The following is a 24,359-nucleotide window of genomic DNA, read 5'->3' as shown; positions in this document are numbered from 1 at the left end:
ACGCGGCGCTGGTGGAGGAATCGGCCTCCGCGGCCATTTCCCTGCGCGAGCAGGCGGCGCAGATGGGCCGCCTGATGGAGGCCTTTCGCGTGACGCAGGCGCCCGCTGCGCGCTTCGCGGCGATCGGGCGCTGAAAAAATACGATGAAAAGTGCTGCCAGCGCAGGTGCTGCCTGCGGTGGAAGCTATGTTTTACATAGCAGAAAGCAGTGCTTCAGTTGTCCACGGCGCTGCGCGCCACCCGCATCGCATGAAACCGGCTCGCAGGCAGCGGTTCGAGAGGCCGCGGAGCAGGCCATGCCAGGGATGCCGCGCAACCGGCTTTGCCGGGCCGTTGGTATCGCCCCCGGCGAGGGGGTTGGCGGCCACACGCAGTGGGCAAGCCTGGGGGAGTGTTTCATCCTAGAAACGGCAGTTGACCGCTTCGTATCCCTTGCCAGGCCGCATGAAATCGAGCGTTGCCGGCTTCGATGGGGTTCACCTCGTGGGTGAGAGCGCTATGCACCTGCCAGCACCGCGCTCGGGGCGCCATGCGGCGTTGCTCCTCCTTGCGGGCAGTAGCCCGCCGCGTCGTCGCGCCTTGCCTGGCACCCCGATCACGGCACCGGCAGGCGCATCCAACTGCCGTTTCTAGGTTCATCTCAAGCCGCGTGCTGGTGGATCACCTCGCGCACGCGCGGGTAGATCTGCTGGCTCCACCGCCGCCCGCTGAACACGCCGTAGTGCCCCACGCCCGTCTGCACGTGGTGGGCGCGCATGTAGGGGCGGATGCCAGTGCACATGTCCTGCGCCGCCACGGTCTGCCCTACCGCGCAGATGTCGTCGCGCTCGCCTTCCACGGTCAGCAGCGCGGTCTTGCGGATCGCCGCCGGGTTGACCGTGCGCCCGCGCCAGGTCAGTACGCCGCGCGGCAGGTCGAAGGTCTGGAAGACCTTGCTCACCGTTTCGAGGTAGAACTCCGCGGCCAGGTCGTTGACCGCCAGGTATTCCTCGTAGAAGGTCTGGATCGTTTGGGCCTTGTCGTGGTCGTCGTCGACCAGGCTGCGGTACATGTCCTCGAACGACTGGCGGTGGCGGTCGGGGTTCATGCTCATGAAGGCGGTCAGTTGCAGGAAGCCCGGGTACACGCGGCGCATGAAGCCCGCGTGCGGCAGCGGCACGTGGCTCACCAGGTTCTTCTCGAACCACTCGATGGGGCGGCTGACGGCCAGCCGGTTGACTTCGGTGGGGTTGACGCGGCAGTCCACCGGGCCCGCCATCAGCGTCAGGCTGCGCGGCTGGGCCGGGTGGCTGTCCTCGGCCATCAGCGCTGCGGCCGCCAGCGCCGCCACGCAAGGCTGGCAGACCGCCACCATGTGTGCACCGGGGCCGATGTGGGCCAGGAACCGGATCATGTGGTCCACGTATTCGTCGAGCCCGAAGGCGCCCTGGGATAGCGGCACGTCGCGCGCGTTGTTCCAGTCGGTGATGTAGACGTCGTGGTCCTGCAGCAGCGTGCGCGCGGTTTCGCGCAGCAGCGTGGCGAAGTGGCCCGACAGCGGCGCCACCAGCAGTACCGGCGGCTGCACGGGCGTGCGCACGGGCACCTCCTTGCGAAAGCGCAGCAGCGTGGCAAATGGCGTCTTCAGCGCCTGTTCCTCCACCACCGGCACCTCCACGCCGCTGCTCATCACCACGCTGTGGATGCCGAAAGCCGGGCGGCTGTGCGTGAGGCGCATGCGCGACAGTACGTCGCCTGCGGCGGCGAGCTGCCGCAGGACTGAGTTCTTGCCGGTGAGAGGCAGGGCGGATGCGCTGGCGAACTGGGCCAGCAGCCGTAGCGGCGACGTGAGGTTGGACTGGGCTTGGTACGCCTGGTAGAGCATGGATGTCCTGACGGCTGCGTGGGCGTGGGTGAACTCGTGGTTCCTGCACGCCATGCAGGCAAGTTACGGGCCAGTCATGCGGCATGCGCCGAATGGCGTACGCTGGCGCGCATGGGTTGCCCGCGGATTGGCACAGCCCTTGCTGAAAGGCCCCGCACATACATGACGATGACGACGAGGAGCACAACATGGCCCGGGCCATACTCACCATCAGCAGCAAGAATTACGGCGCCTGGGCCTTGCGCGGCTGGCTGATGGCCAAGCTCGCGGGGCTGGACTTCACCGAGAAGGTGATCCCGCCCGACGATCCGGTCATGAAGGCCGAGATCCTGCTGCTGTCCTCCTCGATGCTGGTGCCTTCGCTGCAGCACAACAACGTGAAGGTCTGGGACACCCTGGCCATCGGCGAATACCTGCACGAGATCAAGCCGCAGGCCAACCTGCTGCCCGCCGACGTCCGCGCCCGCGCCCATTGCCGCGCCATCTGCGGGGAGATGCACTCGGGCTTCAGCGCCATGCGCGGCGCGCTGCCCATGAACATCAAGGGCCACTTCCCGGGCTTCAAGGTCTGGTCGCGCGCGCAGACCGACATCGACCGCGTGGTCGCCATCTGGAAAGAGTGCCTGGCCACTTACGGCGGCCCGTTTCTGTTCGGCCGCCTGCCCGGCATGGCCGACGCCATGTACGCGCCGGTGGTCACGCGCTTGCTGAGCTACGACGTGCCGCTCGACGAGGTCTGCGCGGCCTACTGCAAGCGCATCATGGCGCTGCCCGCCATGCAGGAATGGGTGGCAGCGGCACAGACCGAGCCCGAGGAAATCGACGAGCTCGATGCGGAATTTTGACCACCCCCGAAGCGGCTCACGCTGCCGCGTGTAGCCGCCTCCCCCTCAAGGGGGCACACCCGGCGAGCCGGCGAAGCCGGATCCGCGGGTGTACTGGAATGGCGGGGGCCGATTTCGGGGGGCGGGGCGCGCGGCGCGCGGCTATTTCCAGGGCGTCGGCTCGGGTATGGCGCAGACGGGCTCTACGTCCACGCTCTTGAAGTCGGCGGGCGAGACGATCTCCAGGTACTCCATGTCTGGCGAATAGTCGAACAGGTAGTGGCGGATGCCGGGGCGCTGGTGCACGCAGTCGCCGGCTTCCACGAGCGTCTCCTTGTCCTCGTACATGAACCGTGCCCAGCCCTTGAGCATGATCACGATCTGGAAATCCGCCTCATGCCGGTGCCAGCCGGTGCCCTTTTCTGGTGCCATGTTGGCTTTCACGATGTGGGCGATGACCTTGCCGTGGGTGGCATCGGCGATGCCGAGGTCACGGTAGAGGAAGAAATCGCGCAAACCGCCGCTCGTGAAGGCGGTGTCGCCGGGCTTGACGTGGGAAAACTGGGTGCTCGTACGATCCAGCATGGCAGCTCCTTGTGGTTGATGGCCTGGATGCTGCGCCGACATGCATGAACCGTTCCCGCGGCGGGCGCTCGGCGCGCCATGCGGCGTTGCTCCTCCTTGCGGGCAGTAAGCCCGCCGCGTCGTCGCGTCTTGCCTGGCACCCCGATCACGGCACCGGCAGGCGCATCCAACTGCCGCTTCCAGGATAATCCAGCCCCATGAGCGGCAACACCATCGGCACCCTGTTCGCGGTCACCAACTTCGGCGAATCCCACGGGCCGGCCATCGGCTGCGTCATCGACGGCTGTCCACCGGGCCTGGCCTTGAGCGAGGCCGACATCCAGGCCGACCTGGACCGCCGCCGCCCCGGCACCAGCCGCCACGTGACGCAGCGGCAGGAGCCCGACCAGGTGGAAATCCTCTCGGGCGTCTACGAAGGCCGCACCACAGGCACCCCGATAGCGCTGCTGATCCGCAACACCGACCAGCGCAGCAAGGACTACGCGGCCATCGCGCAGAGCTTTCGCCCCGGCCACGCCGACTACACCTACTGGCACAAGTACGGCGTGCGCGATCCACGCGGCGGCGGGCGCTCCTCCGCGCGCCTGACGGCGCCCACGGTCGCGGCGGGCGCGGTGGCCAGGAAATGGCTGGCCGAGCGCTACGGCACGGTCTTGCGCGGCTGCATGACGCAGATCGGCGACATCGCCATTCCGTTCGAGGGCTGGGAGCATGTGCCGCACAACCCGTTCTTCGCCCCGGTGGCGGACGTGTCGGCGCTGGAGGACTACATGGACGCATTGCGCCGCGCCGGCGATTCCTGCGGCGCGCGCATCCGCGTGCAGGCCACGCGCGTGCCCGTGGGGCTGGGCGAGCCGCTCTTCGACAAGCTGGACGCCGACATCGCCCATGCGCTCATGGGGCTCAATGCGGTCAAGGGCGTGGAGATCGGCGCCGGCTTCGCCAGCGTGGCGCAGCGCGGCACGACACATGGCGACAGCCTCTCGCCCGAGGGGTTCCTGTCGAACAACGCGGGTGGCATCCTGGGCGGCATCAGCACGGGGCAGGACATCGAGGCCAGCATCGCCATCAAGCCCACCAGCTCCATCATCAGCCCGCGCCAGTCCATCGACATCCATGGGCAGCCGGCGGAGGTGGTGACCAAGGGCCGGCACGACCCCTGCGTGGGCATCCGCGCCACGCCCATCGCCGAAGCCCTGCTGGCGCTGGTCGTCATGGACCATGCGCTGCGCCAGCGGGCGCAGTGCGGCGACGTGCGGCAGGACGTGCCGCCCATCCCCGCCGTGCCCCGCACCCCAGGGAGCCTATAGGGTGGGGGAGTATGCCATTGAAGCGCCCGGATTGACTGCGCTAGCGAAGAGGGGGGTGGGGGAGTATATGGATACGGGCACTATTTGCGTACTTCGTCGACCAGGTTCTTGAAGTCGTCGATGTCCTCGAAGCTGCGGTATACGCTGGCAAAGCGCACGTAGGCCACCTTGTCGAGTTTTTTCAGCTCGCGCATCACGAGTTCGCCGAGGCGGCTCGACGCGATCTCGCGCAGGCCCAGGCCGAACAGCTTTTCCTCGATGCGCTCGATGGCGCTGTCCACCTGCTCGGTGCTCACGGGGCGCTTGCGCAGCGCCAGGTTCATGGAGGCGCGCAGCTTCTCGCGCTTGTATTCCACCCGCCGTCCGTCCTTCTTGACCAGCGCGGGGAAGGTCAGGTCGGGCCGCTCGTAGGTGGTGAAGCGCTTGTCGCAGGCACTGCACTGGCGCCTGCGGCGGATGAAGTCGCCGTCCTCCCCGATGCGGGTCTCCACCACCTGGGTTTCGGCGTGGCCGCAGAAGGGGCACTTCATCGCACGCGGGGGTTCAGCGGTAAACCGGGAAGCGGCTCGTCAGCGCATGGACCTTGGCGCGCACCGCGTCGATGGTGGCCGCGTCGCGCGGGTTGTCCAGCACGTCGGCGATCAGGTTGGCGGTGGCGCGGGCCTCCTCGTCCTTGAAGCCGCGCGTGGTCATGGCCGGCGTGCCTACGCGCACGCCGCTGGTCACCATCGGCTTCTCGGGATCGTTGGGAATGGCGTTCTTGTTGATCGTCATGTGGGCGCTGCCCAGCACGGCCTCGGCCTCCTTGCCGGTGATGTTCTTGGCGCGCAGGTCCACCAGCATCACGTGGCTTTCGGTGCGGCCCGACACGATGCGCAGGCCGCGCGCGGCCAGCGTCTCGGCCACGATCTGCGCGTTCTTCGCCACCTGCTGCTGGTAGGTCTTGAATTCGGGAGAGAGCGCCTCCTTGAAGGCCACGGCCTTGGCGGCGATCACGTGCATCAGCGGGCCGCCCTGCAGGCCGGGGAAGATGGCGCTGTTGATGGCCTTCTCGTGCTCGGCCTTCATCAGGATGAAGCCGCCGCGCGGGCCGCGCAGGCTCTTGTGGGTGGTGGATGTCACCACGTCGGCATGCGGCACGGGGGTGGGGTAGACGCCGGCTGCGATCAGGCCCGCGTAGTGCGCCATGTCCACCATGAAGATCGCGCCCACGTCCTTCGCCACCTGGGCGAAGCGCGCGAAGTCGATGCGCAGGCTGTAGGCCGAGGCGCCGGCCACGATGAGCTTGGGCTTGTGCTCGTGCGCCTTGCGCTCCATCGCGTCGTAGTCGATCTCTTCCTTGTCGTTGAGGCCATAGCTCACCACGTTGAACCACTTGCCGGACATGTTCAGCGGCATGCCGTGCGTGAGGTGGCCGCCTTCGGCCAGGCTCATGCCCATGATGGTGTCGCCGGGCTTGAGGAAGGCCAGGAACACGGCCTCGTTGGCCGACGCGCCGCAGTGGGGCTGCACGTTGGCGGCGTCGGCGCCGAAGATCTGCTTGACGCGGTCGATGGCGAGCTGTTCGGCGATATCGACATACTCGCAGCCGCCGTAGTAGCGCTTGCCCGGGTAGCCCTCGGCGTACTTGTTGGTGAGCTGCGTGCCCTGGGCCCACAGGACGGCGGGCGAGGCGTAGTTCTCGCTGGCGATCAGTTCGATGTGCTCTTCCTGGCGCCGGTTTTCGGCCTGGATGGCCGCAAACAGCTCGGGATCGGTTTGTTCGACAAGAATGGTGCGCTGGTACATGGTGGCAGTCCTCAACAATGGAGTCCCTTGGATGACAAGGGCTGCCCAGGCGAACGGCGGAACACCGCAGGCACCTGGGCCCGGGCGGTACGCTTCCCAGTGGTTTCGAGGGGGTGGCCCCGCATGCTCCACGTCAGCGGCAGCGCCACCCTTTTGTCGAGGGAATCAGCCGGCACCGCGCCTATCGCCAGTTGCGTACGGGCGGTAGTGTAGCCGAGCCGCCCGGCGCTGTCAGGAAGAGGTGCGCGACAGCACGGCCACCTTCTCGGCATTGTCGCCCAGGGGGGCCGTGGGTGGCGTGGGCGCCGCGACCGGAACCGCCGCCTGCTGCGGCGCGGGGGCGCGCTCCAGCGGCGGCACCGGCACGCTGCGTCCGCTCGCCACCTGCTGCAGCCGCGCGTGCTCGGCCATGACCTTGCCGGCATAGCCGCCGTCGTCTTCCATGTTGGCTGCGCCCACGTAGAACCGCAGGCCAACCTCGAGCGAGCCCGCGCGGCTGATGCATTCCTGCAGCACCTTGGCCCCCACGCGCAGGTTGGTCACCGGGTCGAACGCCGCCAGATTGCCGCCGAAGCTCTGGTACTTGTCGTTGTGCACGCGGGTCATCACCTGCATCAGCCCCTGCGCCCCCACGGCGCTCTGGGCAAACGGGTTGAAGCCCGACTCGATGGCGACGATGGCCAGGATCAGCGTCGGGTCCAGCTTGGTGCGCTGGCCGATGTCATAGGCCTCGGCCACCAGCGCGGAGATCGGCTCGGGCGCCACGCGGTACTTGCGGCTCAGCCAGTAGGCCACGGCGGCCTGCTGCTTGGGCAGATCCTGCGGGTTGGTGGCGGTCGCCCGCTCGCTGGCCACGAGGTCGATGGGCAAGCCCTCCAGCATGACCTGGCGGGCCTGCAGCCAGTCCCTCAATTTTTCCTCGCCCATCTGACGAAGGTCGGGGCGGGCTGTCAGGGTGATCACCGCAAATGCAACGGCCAGGCCGATCAGGGCGAAACCGTTGTGCGTGATCTCAAAAAAACCTTCGGCGATATCGGACACGAAGGTCCGCAAGCCTCGGGCAATTTGTCCTAACGCTGTCATATAGCTCTTCCTTTCTACGCGCGGAACGAACGTGCGTCGCCTGGAGGCGATCTCTGGCACATAGGCCCTCGTTTGGATTGGTACGCCATCAGGTTCATGCGTGCGCAAGGGGGAAGTTGGAGCGCAGGCCAATGAACTGACTAAAGCCGGGATCGGCAGCGAATCGGTTCGTCCCGATGCAGTCTGAATGTCGGGACTGGCGGATTCTATGGAGTGCAAAATATCAAGTCAATACTATAAAAATAGTTTTTTATTCTAATTTGTTTTATTGAATAGTGTATGAAAACACAGGCAATGAGCCCGTGGCGATGCTTCCTGGGCTGCAACGAAAGCAATCTCTTGCTTCCACGCGGCGGCAGGACGGTATGCTCCTGCGCAGCCGTGAAACCGATGGCATGGACCTTCGCGTCGGCGCTGGCCCCGATTTCTGATGCAATGGCGTTATGGTATGGAAAAACGCCGCGTGCGCCCGCTCGGGACGGTGCCGCGCGGCATGGACGCAAGATGCAATTCTGGAAAAACAATGCATGGCTGCGGCGGGCCGCATGGATCGCCGCAGGGCTGCTGGGGCTGTGGCTGGTGGCATGGCTGGGCGTTCCACCGCTGCTCCGGTACGAGGCGCAGAAGATCGCCTCGGAAAAACTGGGGCGGACGGTCACCATCGGCGCGGTGGATTTCAAGCCCTGGAGCCTGGAGCTGACCATCCACGATCTGGCCGTCGCCGGCGCGGGCGGCCAGGGCGAGCAGTTGCGCGTGCAGCGCTTCTATATAGATGCTGAACTGCAGTCGCTGCTGCGCTGGGCACCGGTGGCCGATGCCATCGAGGTCGATGCGCCGGTCATCCACATCGCCCGCACGGCGGACGGCCACTACGACTTCGACGACGTGCTGGCCCGCCTCGCCCCGACGCCCGGCGCACCGCCGTCGCAGCCGCTGCACTTCGTGCTCTACAACATCAAGGTGCAGGGCGGGGCGGTCGAGTTCCGCGACGCGCTCGTGGCACGCACCCACACGCTGAGCGACCTGGAGTTCGCCGTGCCCTTCGTCAGCAACCTGGCGTCGCAGCGCGAGGTGAAGGTCGCGCCGCGCCTGGCCTTCAAGCTCGATGGCAGCAGCTTCGATTCCGCCGCCCAGACCACGCCGTTCGCCGACGACCGCAAGGCCGACGCCACGCTGCGCCTTACCGGGCTGGACCTGGCCGCCTATGCCGCCTACCTGCCCGCCAGTGTGCCGGTGCGGCTGCAGGCGGGCGTGCTGGATGCGGATCTGCGCCTGGTTTTGGAGCAGCAGCCCGCGCTGGTCGTGCGGTTGAGCGGTACGGTGCAGGCGCATGGCGTGCGCCTGGCCGACCGCGCTGGCGGCGACCTGCTGTCATTCGACGGGTTGAGGGTCGCCATTGCGGACTTCGCCCCGCTGGCCCGCACGGTGCGCCTTGACAGCGTGCAGTGGGACGGCCCCCGGCTGCGCGTGCAGCGCGACCGCGCGGGCCGGCTGAACCTGGCGCTGGGCGAGGAGGACGCGGCCAAGCCGGCCACCGCGGCCAGCACGGCGCCTGCGGCCCCGGACTGGAAAGTGGCGGTTGCGAAGGTCGCCGTGCAACGCGCCGCCATCGCCTGGACGGACGAACAGGTGCCCGGCGGCGCCTATGCCGATGTGGACGCGCTGAGCCTGCACGCCTCGCAGATCGCCTGGCCTTTCGCCCAGCCCCTGCAATTCGCGGGCGCCGCGCGCCTGGCGGCGGGTACGCCCGGCGCCAAGGGCGCCGCCGAGCCCGCGCGCCTGGCGTTCAGCGGCCAGGCCACCGACCGCATGGCGACCGTGGCCGCGTCGTTGCAGGGGCTGGCGCTCGAAGGCGCCGCGCCCTACCTCGCGCAGCAGCTCAAGCCGCGCCTCGGCGGCATGCTCGATGCCGACCTGGGCCTGGCGTGGAACGGCCCCGCCGTCGTGGTGCAGGTGGCGGCGCTTTCGCTGCACGACCTGCGCCTTGCCTGCGCCACGGACGCCGCATGCGGGGCGGCCGACAACGCCATTGCCCTGCCGCGCAACACCTTGGCCGACTGGAAGCAACTGCGCGTGGAAGACGCTCAGGTCGATCTGCTGCGCCAGCGCGTCCACGTGGGCAAGATCACCCTCGCGCAGCCGCGCGTGCTGGCCGCGCGCGGTGCCGATGGCCGCTGGATGTTCGACGACTGGCGCGCCGCCGCGCCGCCCGCGGATGCGCCGGACCCGCAGGCGGTGGCGCCGGCGTCTGTACCGTGGGACCTGCGCTTCGGCGACATCGCCGTCGAGGGCGGCGCCGTGGGCTTGCGCGACGCGGCGGCTGCCGCGCCCGTGGCGTTCAGCGTCACGGCGCTGCAACTGCGGTTGCAGGATTTCGCTCCGCTGGCCGCGCCGGGCGCCAAGCCGTCGCCGCTGCAAGTGGCCGCGCGCATCGTGGCCGGGCGCACCGAGCCGGGCCGTCTGGCCTATGAAGGCACGCTGGGCCTCGCGCCGCTCAGCGCCGCGGGCCGGGTGCAGGCCGGGCAGATACCGCTGCACGCCTTCGTGCCCTACGTGGCCGACGCACTCAACCTGGACATCCGCCGTGCGGACGGCAGCTTCAAGGGCGAGGTGTGGTATGCCGACGCGCCCGCCGGCCCCAGCCTGCGCGTGCGCGGCGACGCGGCGGTCGACGACATGCGCGCCTACGCCGTGGCCGGCGGTGGCGTCGGCGCCAGGCCCGCCCGCCTGCGCGGACTGGGCGCAGGCAACGATCTGCTGAACTGGAAGTCGCTGGCCCTGCGCGGCGTGGATGTGGCCCTCGCGCCACGGCAGCCGCTGGCGGTGGATGTGCGCGAAACCGTGCTCAGCGACTTCTTCGCGCGCATCGTGGTGCAGGAAACGGGGCGCCTCAACCTGCAGGACCTGGTCAAGCAGGACACTGCCGCCGCGCCCGCGCCGTCCACGGCGCCGGCAGCCGCACAGCCGGCGCCGCCGCCTGAGCGCCCGCAGCCCGTCATTCGCTTCGGGCCGGTCGCGGCGATCAACGGCACGGTGGCCTTCGCCGACCACTTCGTCAAACCCAACTATTCGGCGGACATCACCGAGTTGACGGGCCGGCTCAGCGCTTTTTCGTCCCAAACCCCCGCGGGCAGCGCCGAGCCGCTGATGGCCGACCTGGAACTGCGCGGGCGCGCCGAAGGCACGGCCTCGCTGGAGGTCACCGGCAAGCTCAACCCGCTGGCCAAGCCGCTCGCGCTCGACATCCAGGGCCGCATGCGCGACCTGGAACTGCCGGCCCTGTCGCCCTACACCATCAAGTACGCGGGCCACGGCATCGAGCGCGGCAAGATGAGCATGGACGTGGCCTACAAGGTGCTGCCCGACGGCCAGCTCACCGCCAGCAACCGGCTCATCCTCAACCAGCTCACCTTCGGCGAGCCGGTGCAGGGCGCGCCCGCCAGCCTGCCCGTGAAATTGGCCGTGGCCCTGCTGGCCGACCGCAACGGCGTGATCGATGTGGACCTGCCCATCAGCGGCTCGCTCAACGACCCGGATTTCCGGCTCGGCTCGGTCATCCTGCGCGTCATCGGCAACCTCATCGTCAAGGCCGTCACCTCGCCGTTCTCGCTCATCGTGGGCGCCTTCGGCGGCGGCGACAGCGAACTCAACAGCGTCGATTTCGCCCCCGGCAGCGCCGCGCTCGACGACGCCGCGCGCGGCGGGCTCGACAAGGTGGCGCATGCGCTCGCCGACCGCCCACAGCTCATGATGACCGTGGTCGGCGAGGCCAACCTCGCCGCCGAGCGCGATGCCTGGAAGCGCGAGCGCCTGAAGCGCCTGTTGTTGGCCGAGAAGCGCCGCGCCGCCACCCGCGCCGGGCAGGACACGGCGCAGCTGCAGGCCGTCACGCCCGCCGAAGCCCCCGCGCTGCTCAAGGAGGTATACCGCCGTGCCGACATCGCCAAGCCGCGCAACATCATCGGCATCGCCAAGGACATCCCCGACGCGGAGATGGAATCGCTGCTGCTCGCCAGCATCCCGCTGCCCGACGATGCCATGCAGGCACTGGCCGTCGCGCGCGGCGTGGCCGTGCGCGACTATCTGGCGCAGCAACAGTTGCCGCTCGACCGGCTGTTCCTGGGTGCGGCGCGCGTCGTGCCCGATGGCGACAAGGGCACCGGCCAGTGGAAACCGCATGCGCAACTGAGCCTGGGAACGCGCTGACCCGCCCCTTGACCTGGGTGAAAAGTGGCTTGGCCCAAACCGGGCGAAAATAGCGCGTTCGCCGCGGCGGCGTCATGCCTGCTGCCCGCCTTGCATCGCCTATGACCCGCGCCGCCACCCAGGCGGCCATTTGAAGAGTTCATGTTCAGTTTTCCCCGCACCAGCAAAATGCCCGAAGTACCCGAAACCCCCGCGCCCGCGCTCCGCAGCAGCGAGCCCCATCCGCTCGACGGACTGACCGGCGGCGCCTTCTCGGCGGCCACCTCCGGCGAACGCGCGGCGCGCATCCGCGACTGGCTGGCCGGCCAGCCCGCGCCTGAACAGTTGCAGGAAGTCTTCAAGGACCTGAGCCAGCGCGACAAGGGTGCCGCGCGCCTGGTGCGCGAGCGACTCGACGAGATCAAGCGCGCGCGCGGCCAGGAGGCCATCGCCGCCGAATGGGCCGCCAAGGCCGAGGCACTGCTGGCCGCGCCCAAGCTCAACATCGCCGACGCCATGGCCTGGCAGCGCGACGCCGCCCGCGCGGGCGCGCCGCTGTCGCGCGAGCCGCTGGCCGACTTCAAGACCCGGCTGGCCGAGCGGGTCAAGGTGATCGAAGACCTGCAGCATCGCGTGCAGGTGCAGCGCGAGGCCGCCGTGCTGCTGGCCCAGCGCATCGAGGTGCTGTCCACCAAGCCGTGGAGCGATGCGCGCGACGCCGTGGACACCCTGCGCGCCGACGTGCAGCACTGGCAGGATCAGGCCGGCGAGATTGCGGGCGACGCCAACTGGGGCAGCGTGGACGCGCGCTTCGCGCCCATGCTCGACGCATCGCGCACGCAGTTGTTGGCCGTGTGGGACGCCTTCCAGTCCGCCGTGGCGCAGGCCCAAGCCGCCGCCACCGACCCCGCCGCGCCGCTGCCGCCCGTGCCGGTATGGGCCGAGGCGCTGCGCCTGGCGCGTGGCGAACCTGCCCAGGCCGAGGCCGACAAAGCCGCCCCCGCCGCCAAGGCCGCGCCCGCCGTGGACCCCGCCGTGCGCGAGCAGGCCCGCGCCGCCGTGCAGGAAGCGCTGGAGCGGCTGGAGGCCGAAACCGCCGCCGGCCACGGCAAGGCCAGTGCCGACGCCGCCGCCGCGCTGCGCGCCGTGCTCAAGGAGCATGGCCGCCACATCGACACCGCGCTGGAGCACAAGGTGAACGGCGCCCTCGTCGCCGCGGGCGAGCTGGAAGGCTGGCAGCGCTGGGGTGCCGACCAGGTGCGCGCGGAACTCGTCGCCAAGGCCGAAGCCCTGCTCAAGCGCCCCGAAGGCCAGGCCCTGGGCGGCCGCAAGATGCAGGAAACCCTGCGCCAGTTGCGCGACATGTGGAAGCAGGCCGACCACGGCGGCGCACCCAACCATGCGCTGTGGAAGCGCTTCGATGAAGCCTGCACCGAAGCGCACAAGGTCGTCGAGGCGTGGCTCGACAAGATCAAGACCGAGGCCGCCGAGCACAAGGCCCAGCGCGTGGCCCTGATCGACGAAGTCAAGGCCTGGGGCCTGGCCCATACCGCCTCGCTCGACTGGAAAAGCCAGTACCGCGCGTTGCAGCAGTTCGCCGCGCGCTGGCGCGAAGGCGGCCACGTGAGCGAAAAGGTGTTCGCCGAGTTGCAGCCGCTGTGGAAGGCCGCGCTCGACGCCGCCGCCGTACCGCTGGAAACCGCGCAGAAAAGCAGCCTGGAGCGACGCCACGCCATGATCGCCGAGGCCGTTCAGCTTGGCGCCGCGCCCAGCCTGCGCATCGACGCCGTCAAGGCGCTGCAGCAGCGCTGGCAGGCCGAGGCCCAGGCCGTGCCGCTGGACCGCCGCCAGGAGCAGAAGCTATGGGACGCTTTCCGCAAGCCCATCGACGACGCCTTCAACCGCAAGAGCGCCGAGCGCGAGCAGTCCGCCGTGGCCCTGGGCGCGCGCGACCGCGCCGTGCTGGAGGCCGCCAAGGCGCTCGAAGCCGCCAACGCCAGCGGCGACATGCAGCGCATCCGCGCCGCCATGGCCGCGCTCGATGCCGCCGTGCGCAGCCGCGATGAAGAGCAAAAACAGGCTCCAGCGCAGGTGGATACTGCGGTGACAGCTATCGATTCAGGAGCAGAAACGGGCGCTGCCGGCAATGCGGACACGCAGGCCGCCGCAAGTTCCGAGAGTGCCGATGATGGGGCCGCCGATCCGGCACCCGCCGAAGCTGCGGCCCCCAAGCCCGCGCCCCGGCCCGTGGTTGCCGTGCGCGGCGACGACCGCCCCGGCATGCGCCGCGAGGCGCCCGCCGCGCCCGGGCGCGGCGGCAGGCCCGGCGAGCGGCGCGACAGCCGCGATGGCCGTGACATGCGCGGCCCGCGCGGGGAGGGCCGCTTTGGCGGCGACCGTTTCGGCGACCGCGCGCCGCGCGAAGATCGCGGCCCGCGCCTGGGCGACACCGCCTTCCGCGCCCAGCGCGACGCGCTGGAACATGCCCAGGCCACGCTGCGCAAGCTGGCCGCCCAGGCGCATGGCGAGGCCCTGACGCAACTGCTGGCCGCGTGGGAGAAGCGCGATGCCGCCCTCGTGCCCAGCGTGCAGGAGCTGGGCGGGCGCGTCAGCCCCGCCGTGCGCGGCGCCTGGGTGCAGGCCGTGGGCGCCGCGCCGGCAGGCGATGCGGCGCAGGCCCTGCTGCGGCTGGAGATGGCCGCCGAGCTGCCCACGCCCGCCGAGCATCTGGACGCGCGCCGCGCACTGCAACTGCACCTGCTCACGCGCCGCAACGACCCCGCGCCCGCCCAGACCTGGGGGCAGGACGCCGCGCGTGTGCTGGCCGCCGCCAGCGACCCCGGCAGCGCGCGGCGCCTGCAGGGCGTGCTGAAGGTCCTGCTGCGCGCATGATGCCTGCCGGGGCCACTGCCGCTGTCCGACTGCGGCCCTTCGCGCCGCAGGACACGCAGCAGGTCGTCGCCCTCTGGCGCGCCTGCGGCCTCGTGCGGCCCTGGAACGACCCTTACCGCGACATCGCCCGCAAGCAGGCCGAGCAGCCCGAACTGTTTCTGGTCGCGCAGCCCTGCGATGGCGGCGGTAGCGGGCAGGTCGCGGGCAGCGCCATGGCCGGCTACGACGGCCACCGCGGCTGGGTCTACTACCTGGCCGTGGCGCCGGGCCGCCAGCGCCTGTCCATCGGGCGCGCGCTGATGGCCGAGGCCGAGCGCCTGCTGCTGGCGCGCGGCTGCCCCAAGATCAACCTGCAGGTGCGCAGCGGCAACCAGGGCGTGCTCGCCTTCTATGAAAAGCTCGGCTATGCGCGCGACGACACCATCAGCCTGGGCAAGCGGCTGATACCGGACGCCTGAGCCTTTTTTGCCCCGCCAAAGAAAAAGGCTCCCGAGGGAGCCTTTTATCGGAGCCGGGCGAGCCTCAGACCCGCTTGCGGTATTCGCCCGTGCGGGTGTCGATTTCGATCTTGTCGCCTTGCGACACGAACAGCGGCACAGGCACTTCGAAGCCAGTGGCGATCTTGGCGGGCTTGAGCACCTTGCCGGACGTGTCGCCCTTCACGGCGGGCTCGGTCCAGGTGATCTCGCGCACCACGCTGGTGGGCAGCTCCACCGAGATGGCCTTGCCGTCGTAGAACACCACTTCCACGGGCATGCCGTCTTCCAGGTAGTTCAGGGTGTCGCCCATGTTCTCGGCCTCCACCTCGTACTGGTTGTACTCGGCGTCCATGAACACGTACATCGGGTCGGCGAAGTAGGAGTAGGTGCACTCCTTGTGGTCCAGGATCACCTGGTCCATCTTGTCGTCGGCCTTGAACACCACTTCGGTGCCGAAGTTGGCGATCAGGCTCTTGAGCTTCATGCGCACGGTGGCAGCGTTGCGGCCGCCGCGGCTGTATTCGGTCTTCAGGACCACCATCGGGTCCTTGCCGTACATGATCACATTGCCGGCGCGGATTTCTTGGGCGATTTTCATAGCGTGTCTGCCTGGTTGGGGCCGCTTGGCGCACCTTTTCTGGAGTGGATGGAGGCGCCGCGGCGAAAGCGGCCCCGGGCACAGAGAAAAGCCCGGGGCGCGCAAAGCCTTTGATTTTACTGTTTTTCGGCGACGAAACGCAGCAGTTGTGCCACAAGGTCGTCCTGTGTCAAAAGACGTGCGCGCGCGGCCTGCGCGGCGGCATGCCAGGCCGCCAGCGTCGCGGCGTCCAGCGCGGGTAGCGGCCCCGCGCGCAGGCCGTTCCATAGGTGGTGGAAATGGCGCAGCGAACCGGGCGCCTGGAACCAGTCGAGGAAGGCGTCGAGCTTGGCGTGGTGCGCATCGTCCTCGGGCTGCGGGTAGATGTGCCAGACGAAGGGCTGGCCGGCCCACAGGGCGCGCACCAGCGAATCCTCGCCGCGCACGAAGTTCAGGTCGGATGCCCACAGCAGTTCGTCGTAGCCGGGCTGGGGCAGGGTGTCGAGGTATGAAATCGATAGCGCACTGCGCCCATCCTGCCTGCGCTGGAGGCTGTTTTCATTCTGCAGCGCGGCGCGCACCGCCGCCGTTGCGCGCCCCGGTGTGGCGAGCAGGCGCACGGGCTGCGGCCCATCGGCCCAGCGCGCCAGCAGCGCGCCCAGCGCAGCGGGCTCGTAGCAGAACAACGATACGGCCAGCGCGCCGTTGGCCACGCCATGCGCCGCGCGCCACGCCGCGCGGTCGAAAGCCGCCTGCCGCGCGGGCAGGCCGGGTTCGCGCAGCAGCCCGCCCGTGGCCGGGGTGAAACCGGGGTAGAAGAAATGCTTGGTCAGCCCCGCGCCGGGCCCGGCCAGCATGGGCGAGGGCAGTCCGTGGCTGCGCTCCACGTAGCCTTCGGCCGACAGGTATTCCAGGTTGATCCACAAGGGTTTTTGGCCTCCAGCGCTTGTACTGCCTGCGATGGCAGCTACGAATTCAGGAGCAATCTCGCAGCCGAAGGCTTCCACCACCACGTCGCCCACGCCGTCGGCGGGCGCCTGCGCGGGCCAGGGCAGCACCTGCACGCCGGGGCAGCCCTGCGGTGCCATCCATGCCAGGGCGCGGGCGTCGTCGCTCCACAGCCGCACCGCGTGCCCGCGCTCGGCCAGGTTGGCAGCCAGGCGCCAGCAGACGCCGATGTCGCCGTAGTTGTCGATCACGCGGCAGAAGATGTCCCAGCGCATGCGCGTTACTCCGCCTGCCGGGCCGCCGCGCGCAGATGGTCCACCAGCAGCCGCGACACGCTGGAGAGCGATTCATGGGAGCGCACGCACAGCGCCAGCCGCCGCGCGGCCCAGGGTTCGGCGAGCGTGATGGCGCGGATGGCCAGCGCCCCGCAGTAGAGCCGCGCGCTGCCGCGCGGCAGCACGCCCACGCCCAGGCCCGAGGCAACCATCAGGCACAGCGCGTCGAAGCCCGAGACCTGGATGCGCAGCCGCAGCGGCAGGCCCGCCTCGGAGGCCGCGCGCATGAGCTGGTTGTTGATGGCGCTGCCCGGGTGCGCGCCCACGAAGTCGTACGCCAGCGCTTCGGCCAGCCGTGCCGATTTGCGCCGCGCCAGCGCGTGGCCGGCGGGCACCACGAGTACCAGCTCGTCACCGCGGTAGGGCAGCAGGGTCACGCGCTCGCCGTAGTGGCCGTCGTTGAGGATGCCCACGTCGGCGGCGGCGATGGTGCCGCGCTCCATCACGGCGACGAACAGGCGCAGCGATACCGGGTCGAGGTGCATAGGGCGCCTATCGTAGCCGCCCCGCGCCTGCCATGCCGGTTTGCGATGGCAGCTTCGCACATGGGCGATCCGCTCCCAGACGGCACAACCAGCCAAGGAGACATATCGCATGGATTTCCCCGCAACCGCGCCCGGTGCGCTGCATGGCGTGCGGGTGGTCGAGATGGGCCAGCTCATCGCCGGCCCGTTCTGCGGCAAGACGCTGGGCGAATTCGGCGCCGACGTGGTGAAGATCGAGGCACCCGGCACGGGCGACCCGCTGCGCAACTGGCGGCTGCTGAAGGACGGCACCTCGGTTTGGTGGCAAGTCCAGTCGCGCAACAAACGCTCCATCGCGCTCGACCTGCGCCAGAGCGAAGGCCAGGACATCGCGCGCAAGCTGATCGCCGAGGCCGACGTGCTGATCGAGAACTTCCGCCCCGGCACGCTCGAAGGCTGGGGCATGTCGCCCGAGGCGCTGCACCGCCTGAACCCCGGCCTGGTGATGCTGCGCATCTCGGGCTACGGGCAGACCGGCCCGTACCGCGACCTGCCGGGCTTCGGCGTGATCGGCGAGGCCATGGGTGGCCTGCGTCACCTGACGGGCGAGCCGGGCCGCGTGCCGGTGCGCGTGGGCGTGTCCATCGGCGACACGCTGGCCGCGCTGCACGGCGCCATCGGCGTGCTGGCGGCGCTCTACCACCGCAAGGTCAACGGCGGCCAGGGCCAGGTGATCGACGTGGCTTTGCACGAGGCGGTGTTCAACGTGATGGAAAGCCTGGTGCCCGAGTACAGCGCGTTCGGCGCGGTGCGCGAGCCCGCGGGCAGCGCGCTGCCGGGCATCGCGCCTTCCAATGCCTACAAATGCACGGACGGATGGGTGCTGGTGGCCGGCAACGGCGACAGCATCTTCAATCGGCTGATGGATGCCATCGGCCGGCCCGACCTGGGCAATGCGCCCGACCTGGCGAACAACGCGGGGCGGGTCGCCCGCGTGGCCGAGCTGGACGCAGCCATCGGCGCCTGGACCGCGCAGCGCGGCGTGCAGCAGGTGCTCGACGCGCTGGCCGCCGCGCGCGTGCCGGCAGGCAAGGTCTATACGGTCCGTGACATCCACGAGGACCCGCATTACCGCGCGCGCGGCATGCTGCTGGAGCAGCGCACCCGAGACGGCTACACGGTCGAGGTGCCGGGCGTCGTACCCAAGCTGTCGGCCACGCCGGGCACCGTGCGCCGCAGCGCGCCGCGCCTGGGCGACGACACCGATGCGGTGCTGAAAGAGGCCGGCCTCACCGATGCACAGATCGCGCTGTTGCGCGAGAAGGGAGTCGTGGCATGAGCGACACGGTTTGGAGCGGCGCGGGCCGGCGCATCCACATGCAGGAAGTGGGCACGCGCGACCCGCATGCGGCTCGAATCCGCACGACGCGGCCATCGCCCGCGCCATTGTCGCGTTGGGCCGCAACCTGGGGCTGGTCGTGGTGGCCGAGGGCGTGGAGGACGAGGCGCAGCGCAGCTTCTTCGTGGCCTGCGGCTGCACCGCCTGCCAGGGCTACCTGTTCGGGCGCCCGGCGCCGGCGGAAGCCTTGGTAGGATTTTGGCCTGTAGCGCCCGTACCGCCTGCGGTAGCAGCTATATAAACGATAGCAAAAGAGTGCTGCCTCAGCGCAGCGAGAAGCCCGCGGCGTGCAGTGCTTCCACCAGCCGGGCGCGGCCCTTGAGGGCGGGCGCGTCGCGCAGCCGGTCCAGCGCCTGCGCGCTCCAGTCCTGCTGCGGCATCTGCTGGCCGGCCTGGAAGCCGCGCATCGCGGCGTCGTAGGCGGCGATGTCCTGCGCCTCGGCGGCGGGTGTTTGGTAGCGCTCGTGGTGCAGCACGGCCTGCTGTGGCAGGCGCGGCTTGACGGCGGCGGGCCGCACCGGGTCGGGCCAGCCTACGGCCAGCCCGAACACCGGGAACACGCCGTCGGGCGTACCCAGCAGTTCGGCCACTTCTTCGGGCCGGTTGCGCAGCGCGCCGGCATACACCGTGCCCAGGCCCAGCGACGCGGCGGCAGACACGGCGTTCTGGGCCGCCAGCGCGGCGTCGATGACGGCCATCAGGAAGGTGTCGAGGTAGTGCAGGCCATCGGCGCTGCGCTGCGCGCGCCCGGCGACGCGGGCGATGCGCGAGAGGTCGGCCAGCCAGGCCAGGAACAGCGGTGCGCGGGCGATGTGGGCCTGGTTGCCGGTCAGCTCCGCCAGGCGGTCGCGGCTGGGCTGCGACTGCACGGCGATCACGCTCCAGGTCTGCAGGTTCGACGAACTGGGTGCCGACTGGGCCGCGGCCACCAGCGTCTCGATGGTGCCGGCGGGCAGGGCATCGGGCAGAAAGTGGCGCACCGAGCGGTGGCCGAGCAACTGGTCCAGCACCTGGCTGGCGGCCAGCGTGATGGCGGGGGCCTGCGCACCGTAGCGGGCGCGCAGCAGGTAGGAGGCAAGGGCAGGGTGGGGCATGGCGGGGTGTGCGGGCGAGAGTGGCGACAGCCGCCGAATGTAGCCGCCCGCCGCGTCGTCGCGTCTTGCCTGGCACCCCGAGCGCGGCACCGGCAGGCGCATCCAACTGCCGTTTCCAGGTTAAAACATGTTTGCGGCTTCCCGTGCCACGCGGGCACGCCTGCCGTGCGCGGCCACAATACGGACCCATGTCCGAAGCGTTTACCGACGAACTCCTGGCCCAGGTGGCGGCCTTGCCCGCGCTGCCGGGCGTGTACCGCTATTTCGATGCCGGGGGCGCGCTGCTCTACGTGGGCAAGGCGCGCAACCTCAAGAAGCGCGTGTCCAGCTACTTCCACAAGAACCACGGTGGCACGCGCACCGGGCTCATGGTGGCCAAGATCGCGCGGCTGGAAACCACCGTGGTGCGCTCCGAGGCCGAGGCGCTGCTGCTGGAGAACAACCTCATCAAGACGCTCAACCCGCGCTACAACATCCTGTTCCGCGACGACAAGAGCTACCCGTACCTGTTGATCACCGGCGTGGCCGCGCGCGACGGCGAGGCCGGCGCGCCTGCGGGCCAGCGCTTCCCGCGCATGGCCTACTACCGCGGCGCGGTGGACAAGCGCGCGCGGTACTTCGGCCCCTACCCGAGCGCCTGGGCCGTGAAGGAGACGATCCAACTGCTGCAGAAGGTGTTTCGCCTGCGCGTGTGCGAGGACACGGTGTTCGCCAACCGCACCCGGCCCTGCCTGCTCTACCAGATCAAGCGCTGCACGGGCCCCTGCGTCGGGCTGGTGTCGCCCGAGGCCTATGCGGTGGACGTGGCCCATGCCGAGGCCATGCTGCGCGGCGAGACGCAGACGCTGCTCGGCACGCTGGAGGCCCGCATGATGGCCCACGCGGAAAAGCTGGAGTTCGAGCAGGCGGCCGAGCTGCGCAACCAGATGGCCGCGCTCTCGCGCGTGCTGCACCAGCAGGCCGTGGACACCGGCTCGGACAAGGACGTGGACATCCTTGCCGTGCAGGTGCAGGGCGGGCGCGCCTGCGTCAACCTGGCCATGGTGCGCGGCGGGCGGCATCTGGGCGACCGCGCCTACTTCCCCGTGCACGTGGAGGATGCCAGCGCCCTGGCCGTGGAGCTGGACGAGCCCGACGGCGCGGCCCGCACGGTGGAGGTACAGGTGCTCGAGGCTTTCATCGCCCAGCATTACCTGCACGTGCCGGTGCCGCCCTCGCTGATCGTGAGCGCGCCCGTGGGCCAGGAACTGGTCGACGTGCTGTCCGAGCAGAGCGGGCAGCGCGTGGGCGCGGTGCACAGCCCGCGCGGGCAGCGCCGCACCTGGCTGGAGATGGCGCAGCAGAACGCCGCCATCCAGCTCGCGCGGCTGCTGGCCGAGGAAGGCTCGCAGCAGGCGCGCACGCGCGCGCTGGCCGAGGCGCTGGAACTGGAGCCCGACGACCTCGACGGCCTGCGCATCGAGTGCTTCGACATCTCGCACACCGCGGGCGAGGCCACGCAGGCCTCGTGCGTGGTGTTTCAGCAGCACAGGATGCAGAGCGGCGAATACCGGCGCTACAACATCGAGGGCGTCACGGGTGGCGACGACTACGCCGCCATGCGCCAGGTGCTGACGCGGCGCTACAGCAAGCTCGCCGAGGCGCTGCGCCAGGCCGGCGGCGCCGCGCCTGCGGGCACGGCGCGCATGCCCGACCTGGTGCTGGTGGACGGCGGGCGCGGCCAGGTCGCCATGGCGCGCGAGGTGTTCACCGAACTGGGCCTGCCGCTGTCGCTGATCGTCGGCGTGGAAAAGGGCGAGGGCCGCAAGGTGGGGCTGGAGGAACTGGTGTTCGCCGACGGGCGCGAGAAGGTCTACCTGGGCCGCGATTCCGCCGCGCTGATGCTGGTGGCGCAGATCCGCGACGAGGCGCACCGCTTCGCCATCACCGGCATGCGCGCGCGCCGCGCCAAGGTGCGCGTGGGCGGCAGCCGGCTCGAAGAGGTGCCCGGCGTGGGGCCGAAGAAGCGCGCCCGGCTGCTGCAGCGCTTCGGCGGCGTGCGCGGCGTGGCGGCGGCGAGTGTGGACGACCTGGTCACGGTGGACGGCATTTCGCGGGAATTGGCTGAAGAAATCTACCGGGCGCTGCGCTGAGCGGCCTGTCACGCCGCCATGACACAATCGAGCGCCATGTTCTTCACCATTCCCACCCTCATGACCTGGACGCGCATCGTCGCGATACCGCTCATCGTGGGAATGTTCTACATGCCGGTGGAGCCTGTCACGCGCAACCTGGTGGCCACCGTCATGTTCGTCGTGTTCGCGGCCACCGACTGGCTCGACGGCTTCCTGGCGCGCCGGCTCAACCAGATATCGGCCTTCGGCGCCTTCCTCGACCCGGTGGCCGACAAATTTCTCGTCTGCGCATCGCTGCTGGTGCTGGTGCATCTGCAGCGCGCCGATGTGTTCGCCGCGCTGATCATCGTGGGGCGCGAGATCGCCATCTCCGCGCTGCGCGAATGGATGGCGCAGATCGGCGCCTCGCGCAGCGTGGCCGTGCACATGTTGGGCAAGGTCAAGACCACGGTGCAGATGGTCGCCATCCCGTTCCTGCTCTACGACGGGCGCCTGTTCGGCGTGGTCGACACGGGTGTGTGGGGGACGTGGCTGCTGTGGCTGGCCGCGGTGCTCACGGTATGGTCGATGGTGTACTACCTGCGCCGCGCGCTGCCCGAGATCCGCGCCCGGATCAAATAGCGGGTTCGCGCTTCCATGGCTCGCCCTGGAAGCGCTCGGAGAGGAAATCCACCAGCAGCCGCAGCCGGCGCGGCACGCGCGGATGGCGCGGCGCCAGCCAGTGGATGTCGGCGTCGGGCATGGCGTGGCGCGGCAGCACGCGCGGCAGTTGCCCGCCGGCGAACAGCGGCATGAGGGCGTGCGCCATGGCGGCTCGGGCCCGCCGCTGCTGCTGCACGGGCACCCGCAGTCGCACGCCATGTGGCACCGCGTGGCGCCCGCGTTGGCGGCGCGCTTCCACGGGGCGTGATGCCGGACCTGCGCGGCTACGGCGATTTGGCCCGGCCCGCGCCCGATGCCGCGCACGCCGCGCATTCCAAGCGCGCCATGGCCGATGACGCGATCTTCATCATGCGCAGCCTGATCCAGCCGCCGCCAAGCATCTGCGAGGACTACCGGGCGTGCGCTACCATCGACCTGGAACACGACCGCGCCGATGTGGCGGCGGGCCGCTGCATCGACGTACTGGCGCTCTGGCGCGAGCGGTCCGCAAACGTGGACGGCCGCGCCGTACCCTGCGGCCACTACATCGCCGAAGATGCACTTGCGTTGCTGCTCGACGAGTCGGCGGCATTCCTATCTGACTGACTTTCGACATACCAGGCAAGAAGCACACCATGGGCAAGCAACGCATCGCCGTCATCGCGGGCGACGGCATCGGCAAGGAGGTCATGCCCGAGGGCGTGCGCGTCATGGACGCGGTGGCGCGCAAGTTCGGCATCGACCTGCATTTCAACCACTTCGACTTCGCGAGCTGGGACTACTGCGAACGCCACGGCAAGATGCTGCCCGACAACTGGAAGGAGCAGATCGGCGGCCACGATGCGATCTACTTCGGCGCCGTGGGCTGGCCCGCGAAGATTGCCGACCATGTCTCGCTGTGGGGCTCGCTGCTGCTGTTTCGCCGCGAGTTCGACCAGTACGTCAACCTGCGCCCCGCGCGCCTCATGCCCGGCGTGATCGCCCCGGTGGTGCGGCGCGACGGCAGCCCGCGCCTGCCCGGCGAGATCGACATGCTCATCGTGCGCGAGAACACCGAGGGCGAATACTCCAGCATCGGCGGGCGCATGTACGAAGGCACGCCCCGCGAGATCGTGATGCAGGAGACGGTGATGTCCCGCCACGGCGTGGACCGCGTATTGAAGTTCGCTTTCGACCTCGCCCAGTCGCGCCCCAGGAAGCACCTGACCAGCGCCACCAAATCCAACGGCATCGCCATCACCATGCCCTACTGGGACGAGCGCGTGGCCGAGATGGCCAAGTCGTATCCGGATGTGAGAGTGGACAAGTTTCACATCGACATCCTCACCGCGCATTTCGTGCAGCGCCCCGACTTTTTCGACGTGGTGGTGGCCAGCAATCTGTTTGGCGACATCCTCAGCGACCTGGGGCCCGCCTGCACCGGCACCATCGGCATCGCGCCCAGCGCCAACCTGAACCCCACACGCACCATGCCCTCGCTGTTCGAGCCCGTGCACGGCTCGGCGCCCGACATTGCGGGGCAGGGCATTGCCAACCCCATCGGCCAGATCTGGTGTGGCGCGATGATGCTGGAGTTCCTGGGCCACAAGGCCGCGCACGACGCGGTGCTCGCGGCCATCGAGCGCGTGCTGCAGCCCGGCAGCGCCGCGCCGCGCACGCCCGACATCGGAGGGACCGCCGGCACCGCCGACCTGGGGCGCGCGATCGCCGAATCGCTTTGATTCCCTGCTGCCCCGGTGCCGGGAATGCAGCCCTGGCGCGGCCCAGGCGCGCAAA

19 protein-coding genes and 2 pseudogenes are annotated in these 24,359 nt (G+C 69.7%); 11 read left to right on the top strand and 10 right to left on the bottom strand.

Annotation, left to right across the window (positions count from 1 at the left end; all coding sequences use genetic code 11):
* Positions 1 to 640 precede the first annotated feature (640 nt).
* Positions 641 to 1,864: a polyhydroxyalkanoate depolymerase gene (locus tag PY257_RS13570; protein ID WP_275742703.1), complete on the bottom strand. Its 1,224-nt coding sequence runs from the start codon at positions 1,862 to 1,864 to the stop codon at positions 641 to 643.
* A gap of 188 nt (positions 1,865 to 2,052) precedes the next feature.
* On the opposite strand from PY257_RS13570, the gene PY257_RS13565 reads away from it, so the two are divergent.
* Positions 2,053 to 2,709 (top strand): glutathione S-transferase, encoded by a 657-nt coding sequence (locus PY257_RS13565; RefSeq protein ID WP_275742701.1) that lies wholly within the window; start codon positions 2,053 to 2,055, stop codon positions 2,707 to 2,709.
* 141 nt (positions 2,710 to 2,850) lie between these two features.
* Here the strand turns inward: PY257_RS13565 and PY257_RS13560 are convergent, their stop codons facing one another.
* On the bottom strand, positions 2,851 to 3,273 hold the full coding sequence (locus tag PY257_RS13560; RefSeq protein WP_275742699.1) for a cupin domain-containing protein: 423 nt from the start codon (positions 3,271 to 3,273) through the stop codon (positions 2,851 to 2,853).
* A 197-nt stretch (positions 3,274 to 3,470) separates the two neighbouring features.
* Here PY257_RS13560 and aroC point away from each other — a divergent pair, with 197 nt between their 5' ends.
* Positions 3,471 to 4,583, top strand: a complete 1,113-nt coding sequence (gene aroC, locus PY257_RS13555) for a chorismate synthase (protein WP_275742697.1) — start codon at positions 3,471 to 3,473, stop codon at positions 4,581 to 4,583.
* Positions 4,584 to 4,663: 80 nt separating this feature from the next.
* Here the strand turns inward: aroC and nrdR are convergent, their stop codons facing one another.
* The 3 genes from nrdR to PY257_RS13540 form a co-directional block, all read right to left on the bottom strand.
* Positions 4,664 to 5,113, bottom strand: a complete 450-nt coding sequence (nrdR, locus tag PY257_RS13550) for a transcriptional regulator NrdR (RefSeq protein WP_275742695.1) — start codon at positions 5,111 to 5,113, stop codon at positions 4,664 to 4,666.
* A 13-nt stretch (positions 5,114 to 5,126) separates the two neighbouring features.
* A complete protein-coding gene (gene glyA / locus PY257_RS13545; protein WP_275742693.1) occupies positions 5,127 to 6,371 on the bottom strand; it encodes a serine hydroxymethyltransferase in 1,245 nt (414 codons plus the stop codon).
* A gap of 231 nt (positions 6,372 to 6,602) precedes the next feature.
* Positions 6,603 to 7,454 (bottom strand): lytic transglycosylase domain-containing protein, encoded by an 852-nt coding sequence (locus tag PY257_RS13540; RefSeq protein WP_275742691.1) that lies wholly within the window; start codon positions 7,452 to 7,454, stop codon positions 6,603 to 6,605.
* A 504-nt stretch (positions 7,455 to 7,958) separates the two neighbouring features.
* On the opposite strand from PY257_RS13540, the gene PY257_RS13535 reads away from it, so the two are divergent.
* From PY257_RS13535 to PY257_RS13525, 3 genes are all read left to right on the top strand, one after another.
* Positions 7,959 to 11,660 (top strand): DUF748 domain-containing protein, encoded by a 3,702-nt coding sequence (locus tag PY257_RS13535; protein ID WP_275742689.1) that lies wholly within the window; start codon positions 7,959 to 7,961, stop codon positions 11,658 to 11,660.
* Positions 11,661 to 11,801: 141 nt separating this feature from the next.
* Entirely contained in the window at positions 11,802 to 14,531 is a 2,730-nt protein-coding gene (locus PY257_RS13530) for a DUF349 domain-containing protein (protein ID WP_419095716.1), read from the top strand.
* Complete coding sequence (locus PY257_RS13525; protein WP_275742687.1) at positions 14,528 to 14,989, top strand: GNAT family acetyltransferase; 462 nt, start codon at positions 14,528 to 14,530, stop codon at positions 14,987 to 14,989. Before PY257_RS13530 ends, PY257_RS13525 begins: the two co-directional genes overlap by 4 nt.
* 64 nt (positions 14,990 to 15,053) lie before the next feature.
* Here PY257_RS13525 and efp read toward each other — a convergent pair whose 3' ends face one another.
* From efp to PY257_RS13510, 3 genes and pseudogenes are all read right to left on the bottom strand, one after another.
* Complete coding sequence (gene efp, locus PY257_RS13520; RefSeq protein WP_275742685.1) at positions 15,054 to 15,608, bottom strand: elongation factor P; 555 nt, start codon at positions 15,606 to 15,608, stop codon at positions 15,054 to 15,056.
* Positions 15,609 to 15,724: 116 nt separating this feature from the next.
* On the bottom strand, positions 15,725 to 16,810 hold the full coding sequence (gene earP, locus PY257_RS13515) for an elongation factor P maturation arginine rhamnosyltransferase EarP (RefSeq protein WP_275742683.1): 1,086 nt from the start codon (positions 16,808 to 16,810) through the stop codon (positions 15,725 to 15,727).
* 5 nt (positions 16,811 to 16,815) lie between these two features.
* A pseudogene (locus PY257_RS13510) lies at positions 16,816 to 17,292 on the bottom strand (LysR substrate-binding domain-containing protein); the annotation flags it as partial.
* A 172-nt stretch (positions 17,293 to 17,464) separates the two neighbouring features.
* Here PY257_RS13510 and PY257_RS13505 point away from each other — a divergent pair.
* Positions 17,465 to 18,673 (top strand): CaiB/BaiF CoA transferase family protein, encoded by a 1,209-nt coding sequence (locus PY257_RS13505; protein ID WP_275742681.1) that lies wholly within the window; start codon positions 17,465 to 17,467, stop codon positions 18,671 to 18,673.
* A complete protein-coding gene (locus PY257_RS13500; protein ID WP_419095715.1) occupies positions 18,630 to 18,974 on the top strand; it encodes an EAL domain-containing protein in 345 nt (114 codons plus the stop codon). Before PY257_RS13505 ends, PY257_RS13500 begins: the two co-directional genes overlap by 44 nt.
* 22 nt (positions 18,975 to 18,996) lie before the next feature.
* Here the strand turns inward: PY257_RS13500 and PY257_RS13495 are convergent, their stop codons facing one another.
* Complete coding sequence (locus tag PY257_RS13495; protein ID WP_275742679.1) at positions 18,997 to 19,827, bottom strand: NADPH-dependent oxidoreductase; 831 nt, start codon at positions 19,825 to 19,827, stop codon at positions 18,997 to 18,999.
* 188 nt (positions 19,828 to 20,015) lie between these two features.
* Between PY257_RS13495 and uvrC the strand changes: the two genes are divergently transcribed.
* A complete protein-coding gene (gene uvrC / locus PY257_RS13490) occupies positions 20,016 to 21,959 on the top strand; it encodes an excinuclease ABC subunit UvrC (protein ID WP_275742677.1) in 1,944 nt (647 codons plus the stop codon).
* A gap of 36 nt (positions 21,960 to 21,995) precedes the next feature.
* Positions 21,996 to 22,562 (top strand): CDP-diacylglycerol--glycerol-3-phosphate 3-phosphatidyltransferase, encoded by a 567-nt coding sequence (pgsA, locus tag PY257_RS13485; protein WP_275742709.1) that lies wholly within the window; start codon positions 21,996 to 21,998, stop codon positions 22,560 to 22,562.
* Here the strand turns inward: pgsA and PY257_RS13480 are convergent.
* On the bottom strand, positions 22,555 to 22,749 hold the full coding sequence (locus tag PY257_RS13480; RefSeq protein ID WP_345799248.1) for a type 2 periplasmic-binding domain-containing protein: 195 nt from the start codon (positions 22,747 to 22,749) through the stop codon (positions 22,555 to 22,557). The two genes, pgsA and PY257_RS13480, sit on opposite strands and share 8 nt — an antisense overlap.
* On the opposite strand from PY257_RS13480, the pseudogene PY257_RS13475 reads away from it, so the two are divergent.
* Both PY257_RS13475 and PY257_RS13470 read left to right on the top strand, forming a co-directional pair.
* Positions 22,711 to 23,189, top strand: a pseudogene (locus PY257_RS13475) (alpha/beta fold hydrolase). The gene PY257_RS13480 and the pseudogene PY257_RS13475 overlap by 39 nt on opposite strands.
* Positions 23,190 to 23,218: 29 nt before the next feature.
* Entirely contained in the window at positions 23,219 to 24,304 is a 1,086-nt protein-coding gene (locus PY257_RS13470; protein ID WP_275742675.1) for a tartrate dehydrogenase, read from the top strand.
* The last annotated feature ends 55 nt before the right edge of the window (positions 24,305 to 24,359 follow it).

This window comes from Curvibacter soli, assembly GCF_029211125.1.
In the GTDB taxonomy this organism is placed as follows: domain Bacteria; phylum Pseudomonadota; class Gammaproteobacteria; order Burkholderiales; family Burkholderiaceae_C; genus Curvibacter_A; species Curvibacter_A soli.
Note: the sequence above shows the minus strand (reverse complement) of the source record. Positions and strands in the feature narration are given on the sequence as shown.

Coding starts and splice junctions, on each gene's coding strand:
- PY257_RS13570 (WP_275742703.1), bottom strand. CDS start 1,864: ATGCTCTACCAGGCGTACCAAGCCCAGTCCAACCTCACGTCGCCGCTA.
- PY257_RS13565 (WP_275742701.1), top strand. CDS start 2,053: ATGGCCCGGGCCATACTCACCATCAGCAGCAAGAATTACGGCGCCTGG.
- PY257_RS13560 (WP_275742699.1), bottom strand. CDS start 3,273: ATGCTGGATCGTACGAGCACCCAGTTTTCCCACGTCAAGCCCGGCGAC.
- aroC (WP_275742697.1), top strand. CDS start 3,471: ATGAGCGGCAACACCATCGGCACCCTGTTCGCGGTCACCAACTTCGGC.
- nrdR (WP_275742695.1), bottom strand. CDS start 5,113: ATGAAGTGCCCCTTCTGCGGCCACGCCGAAACCCAGGTGGTGGAGACC.
- glyA (WP_275742693.1), bottom strand. CDS start 6,371: ATGTACCAGCGCACCATTCTTGTCGAACAAACCGATCCCGAGCTGTTT.
- PY257_RS13540 (WP_275742691.1), bottom strand. CDS start 7,454: ATGACAGCGTTAGGACAAATTGCCCGAGGCTTGCGGACCTTCGTGTCC.
- PY257_RS13535 (WP_275742689.1), top strand. CDS start 7,959: ATGCAATTCTGGAAAAACAATGCATGGCTGCGGCGGGCCGCATGGATC.
- PY257_RS13530 (WP_419095716.1), top strand. CDS start 11,802: ATGTTCAGTTTTCCCCGCACCAGCAAAATGCCCGAAGTACCCGAAACC.
- PY257_RS13525 (WP_275742687.1), top strand. CDS start 14,528: ATGATGCCTGCCGGGGCCACTGCCGCTGTCCGACTGCGGCCCTTCGCG.
- efp (WP_275742685.1), bottom strand. CDS start 15,608: ATGAAAATCGCCCAAGAAATCCGCGCCGGCAATGTGATCATGTACGGC.
- earP (WP_275742683.1), bottom strand. CDS start 16,810: ATGCGCTGGGACATCTTCTGCCGCGTGATCGACAACTACGGCGACATC.
- PY257_RS13505 (WP_275742681.1), top strand. CDS start 17,465: ATGGATTTCCCCGCAACCGCGCCCGGTGCGCTGCATGGCGTGCGGGTG.
- PY257_RS13500 (WP_419095715.1), top strand. CDS start 18,630: ATGCACAGATCGCGCTGTTGCGCGAGAAGGGAGTCGTGGCATGAGCGA.
- PY257_RS13495 (WP_275742679.1), bottom strand. CDS start 19,827: ATGCCCCACCCTGCCCTTGCCTCCTACCTGCTGCGCGCCCGCTACGGT.
- uvrC (WP_275742677.1), top strand. CDS start 20,016: ATGTCCGAAGCGTTTACCGACGAACTCCTGGCCCAGGTGGCGGCCTTG.
- pgsA (WP_275742709.1), top strand. CDS start 21,996: ATGTTCTTCACCATTCCCACCCTCATGACCTGGACGCGCATCGTCGCG.
- PY257_RS13480 (WP_345799248.1), bottom strand. CDS start 22,749: ATGGCGCACGCCCTCATGCCGCTGTTCGCCGGCGGGCAACTGCCGCGC.
- PY257_RS13470 (WP_275742675.1), top strand. CDS start 23,219: ATGGGCAAGCAACGCATCGCCGTCATCGCGGGCGACGGCATCGGCAAG.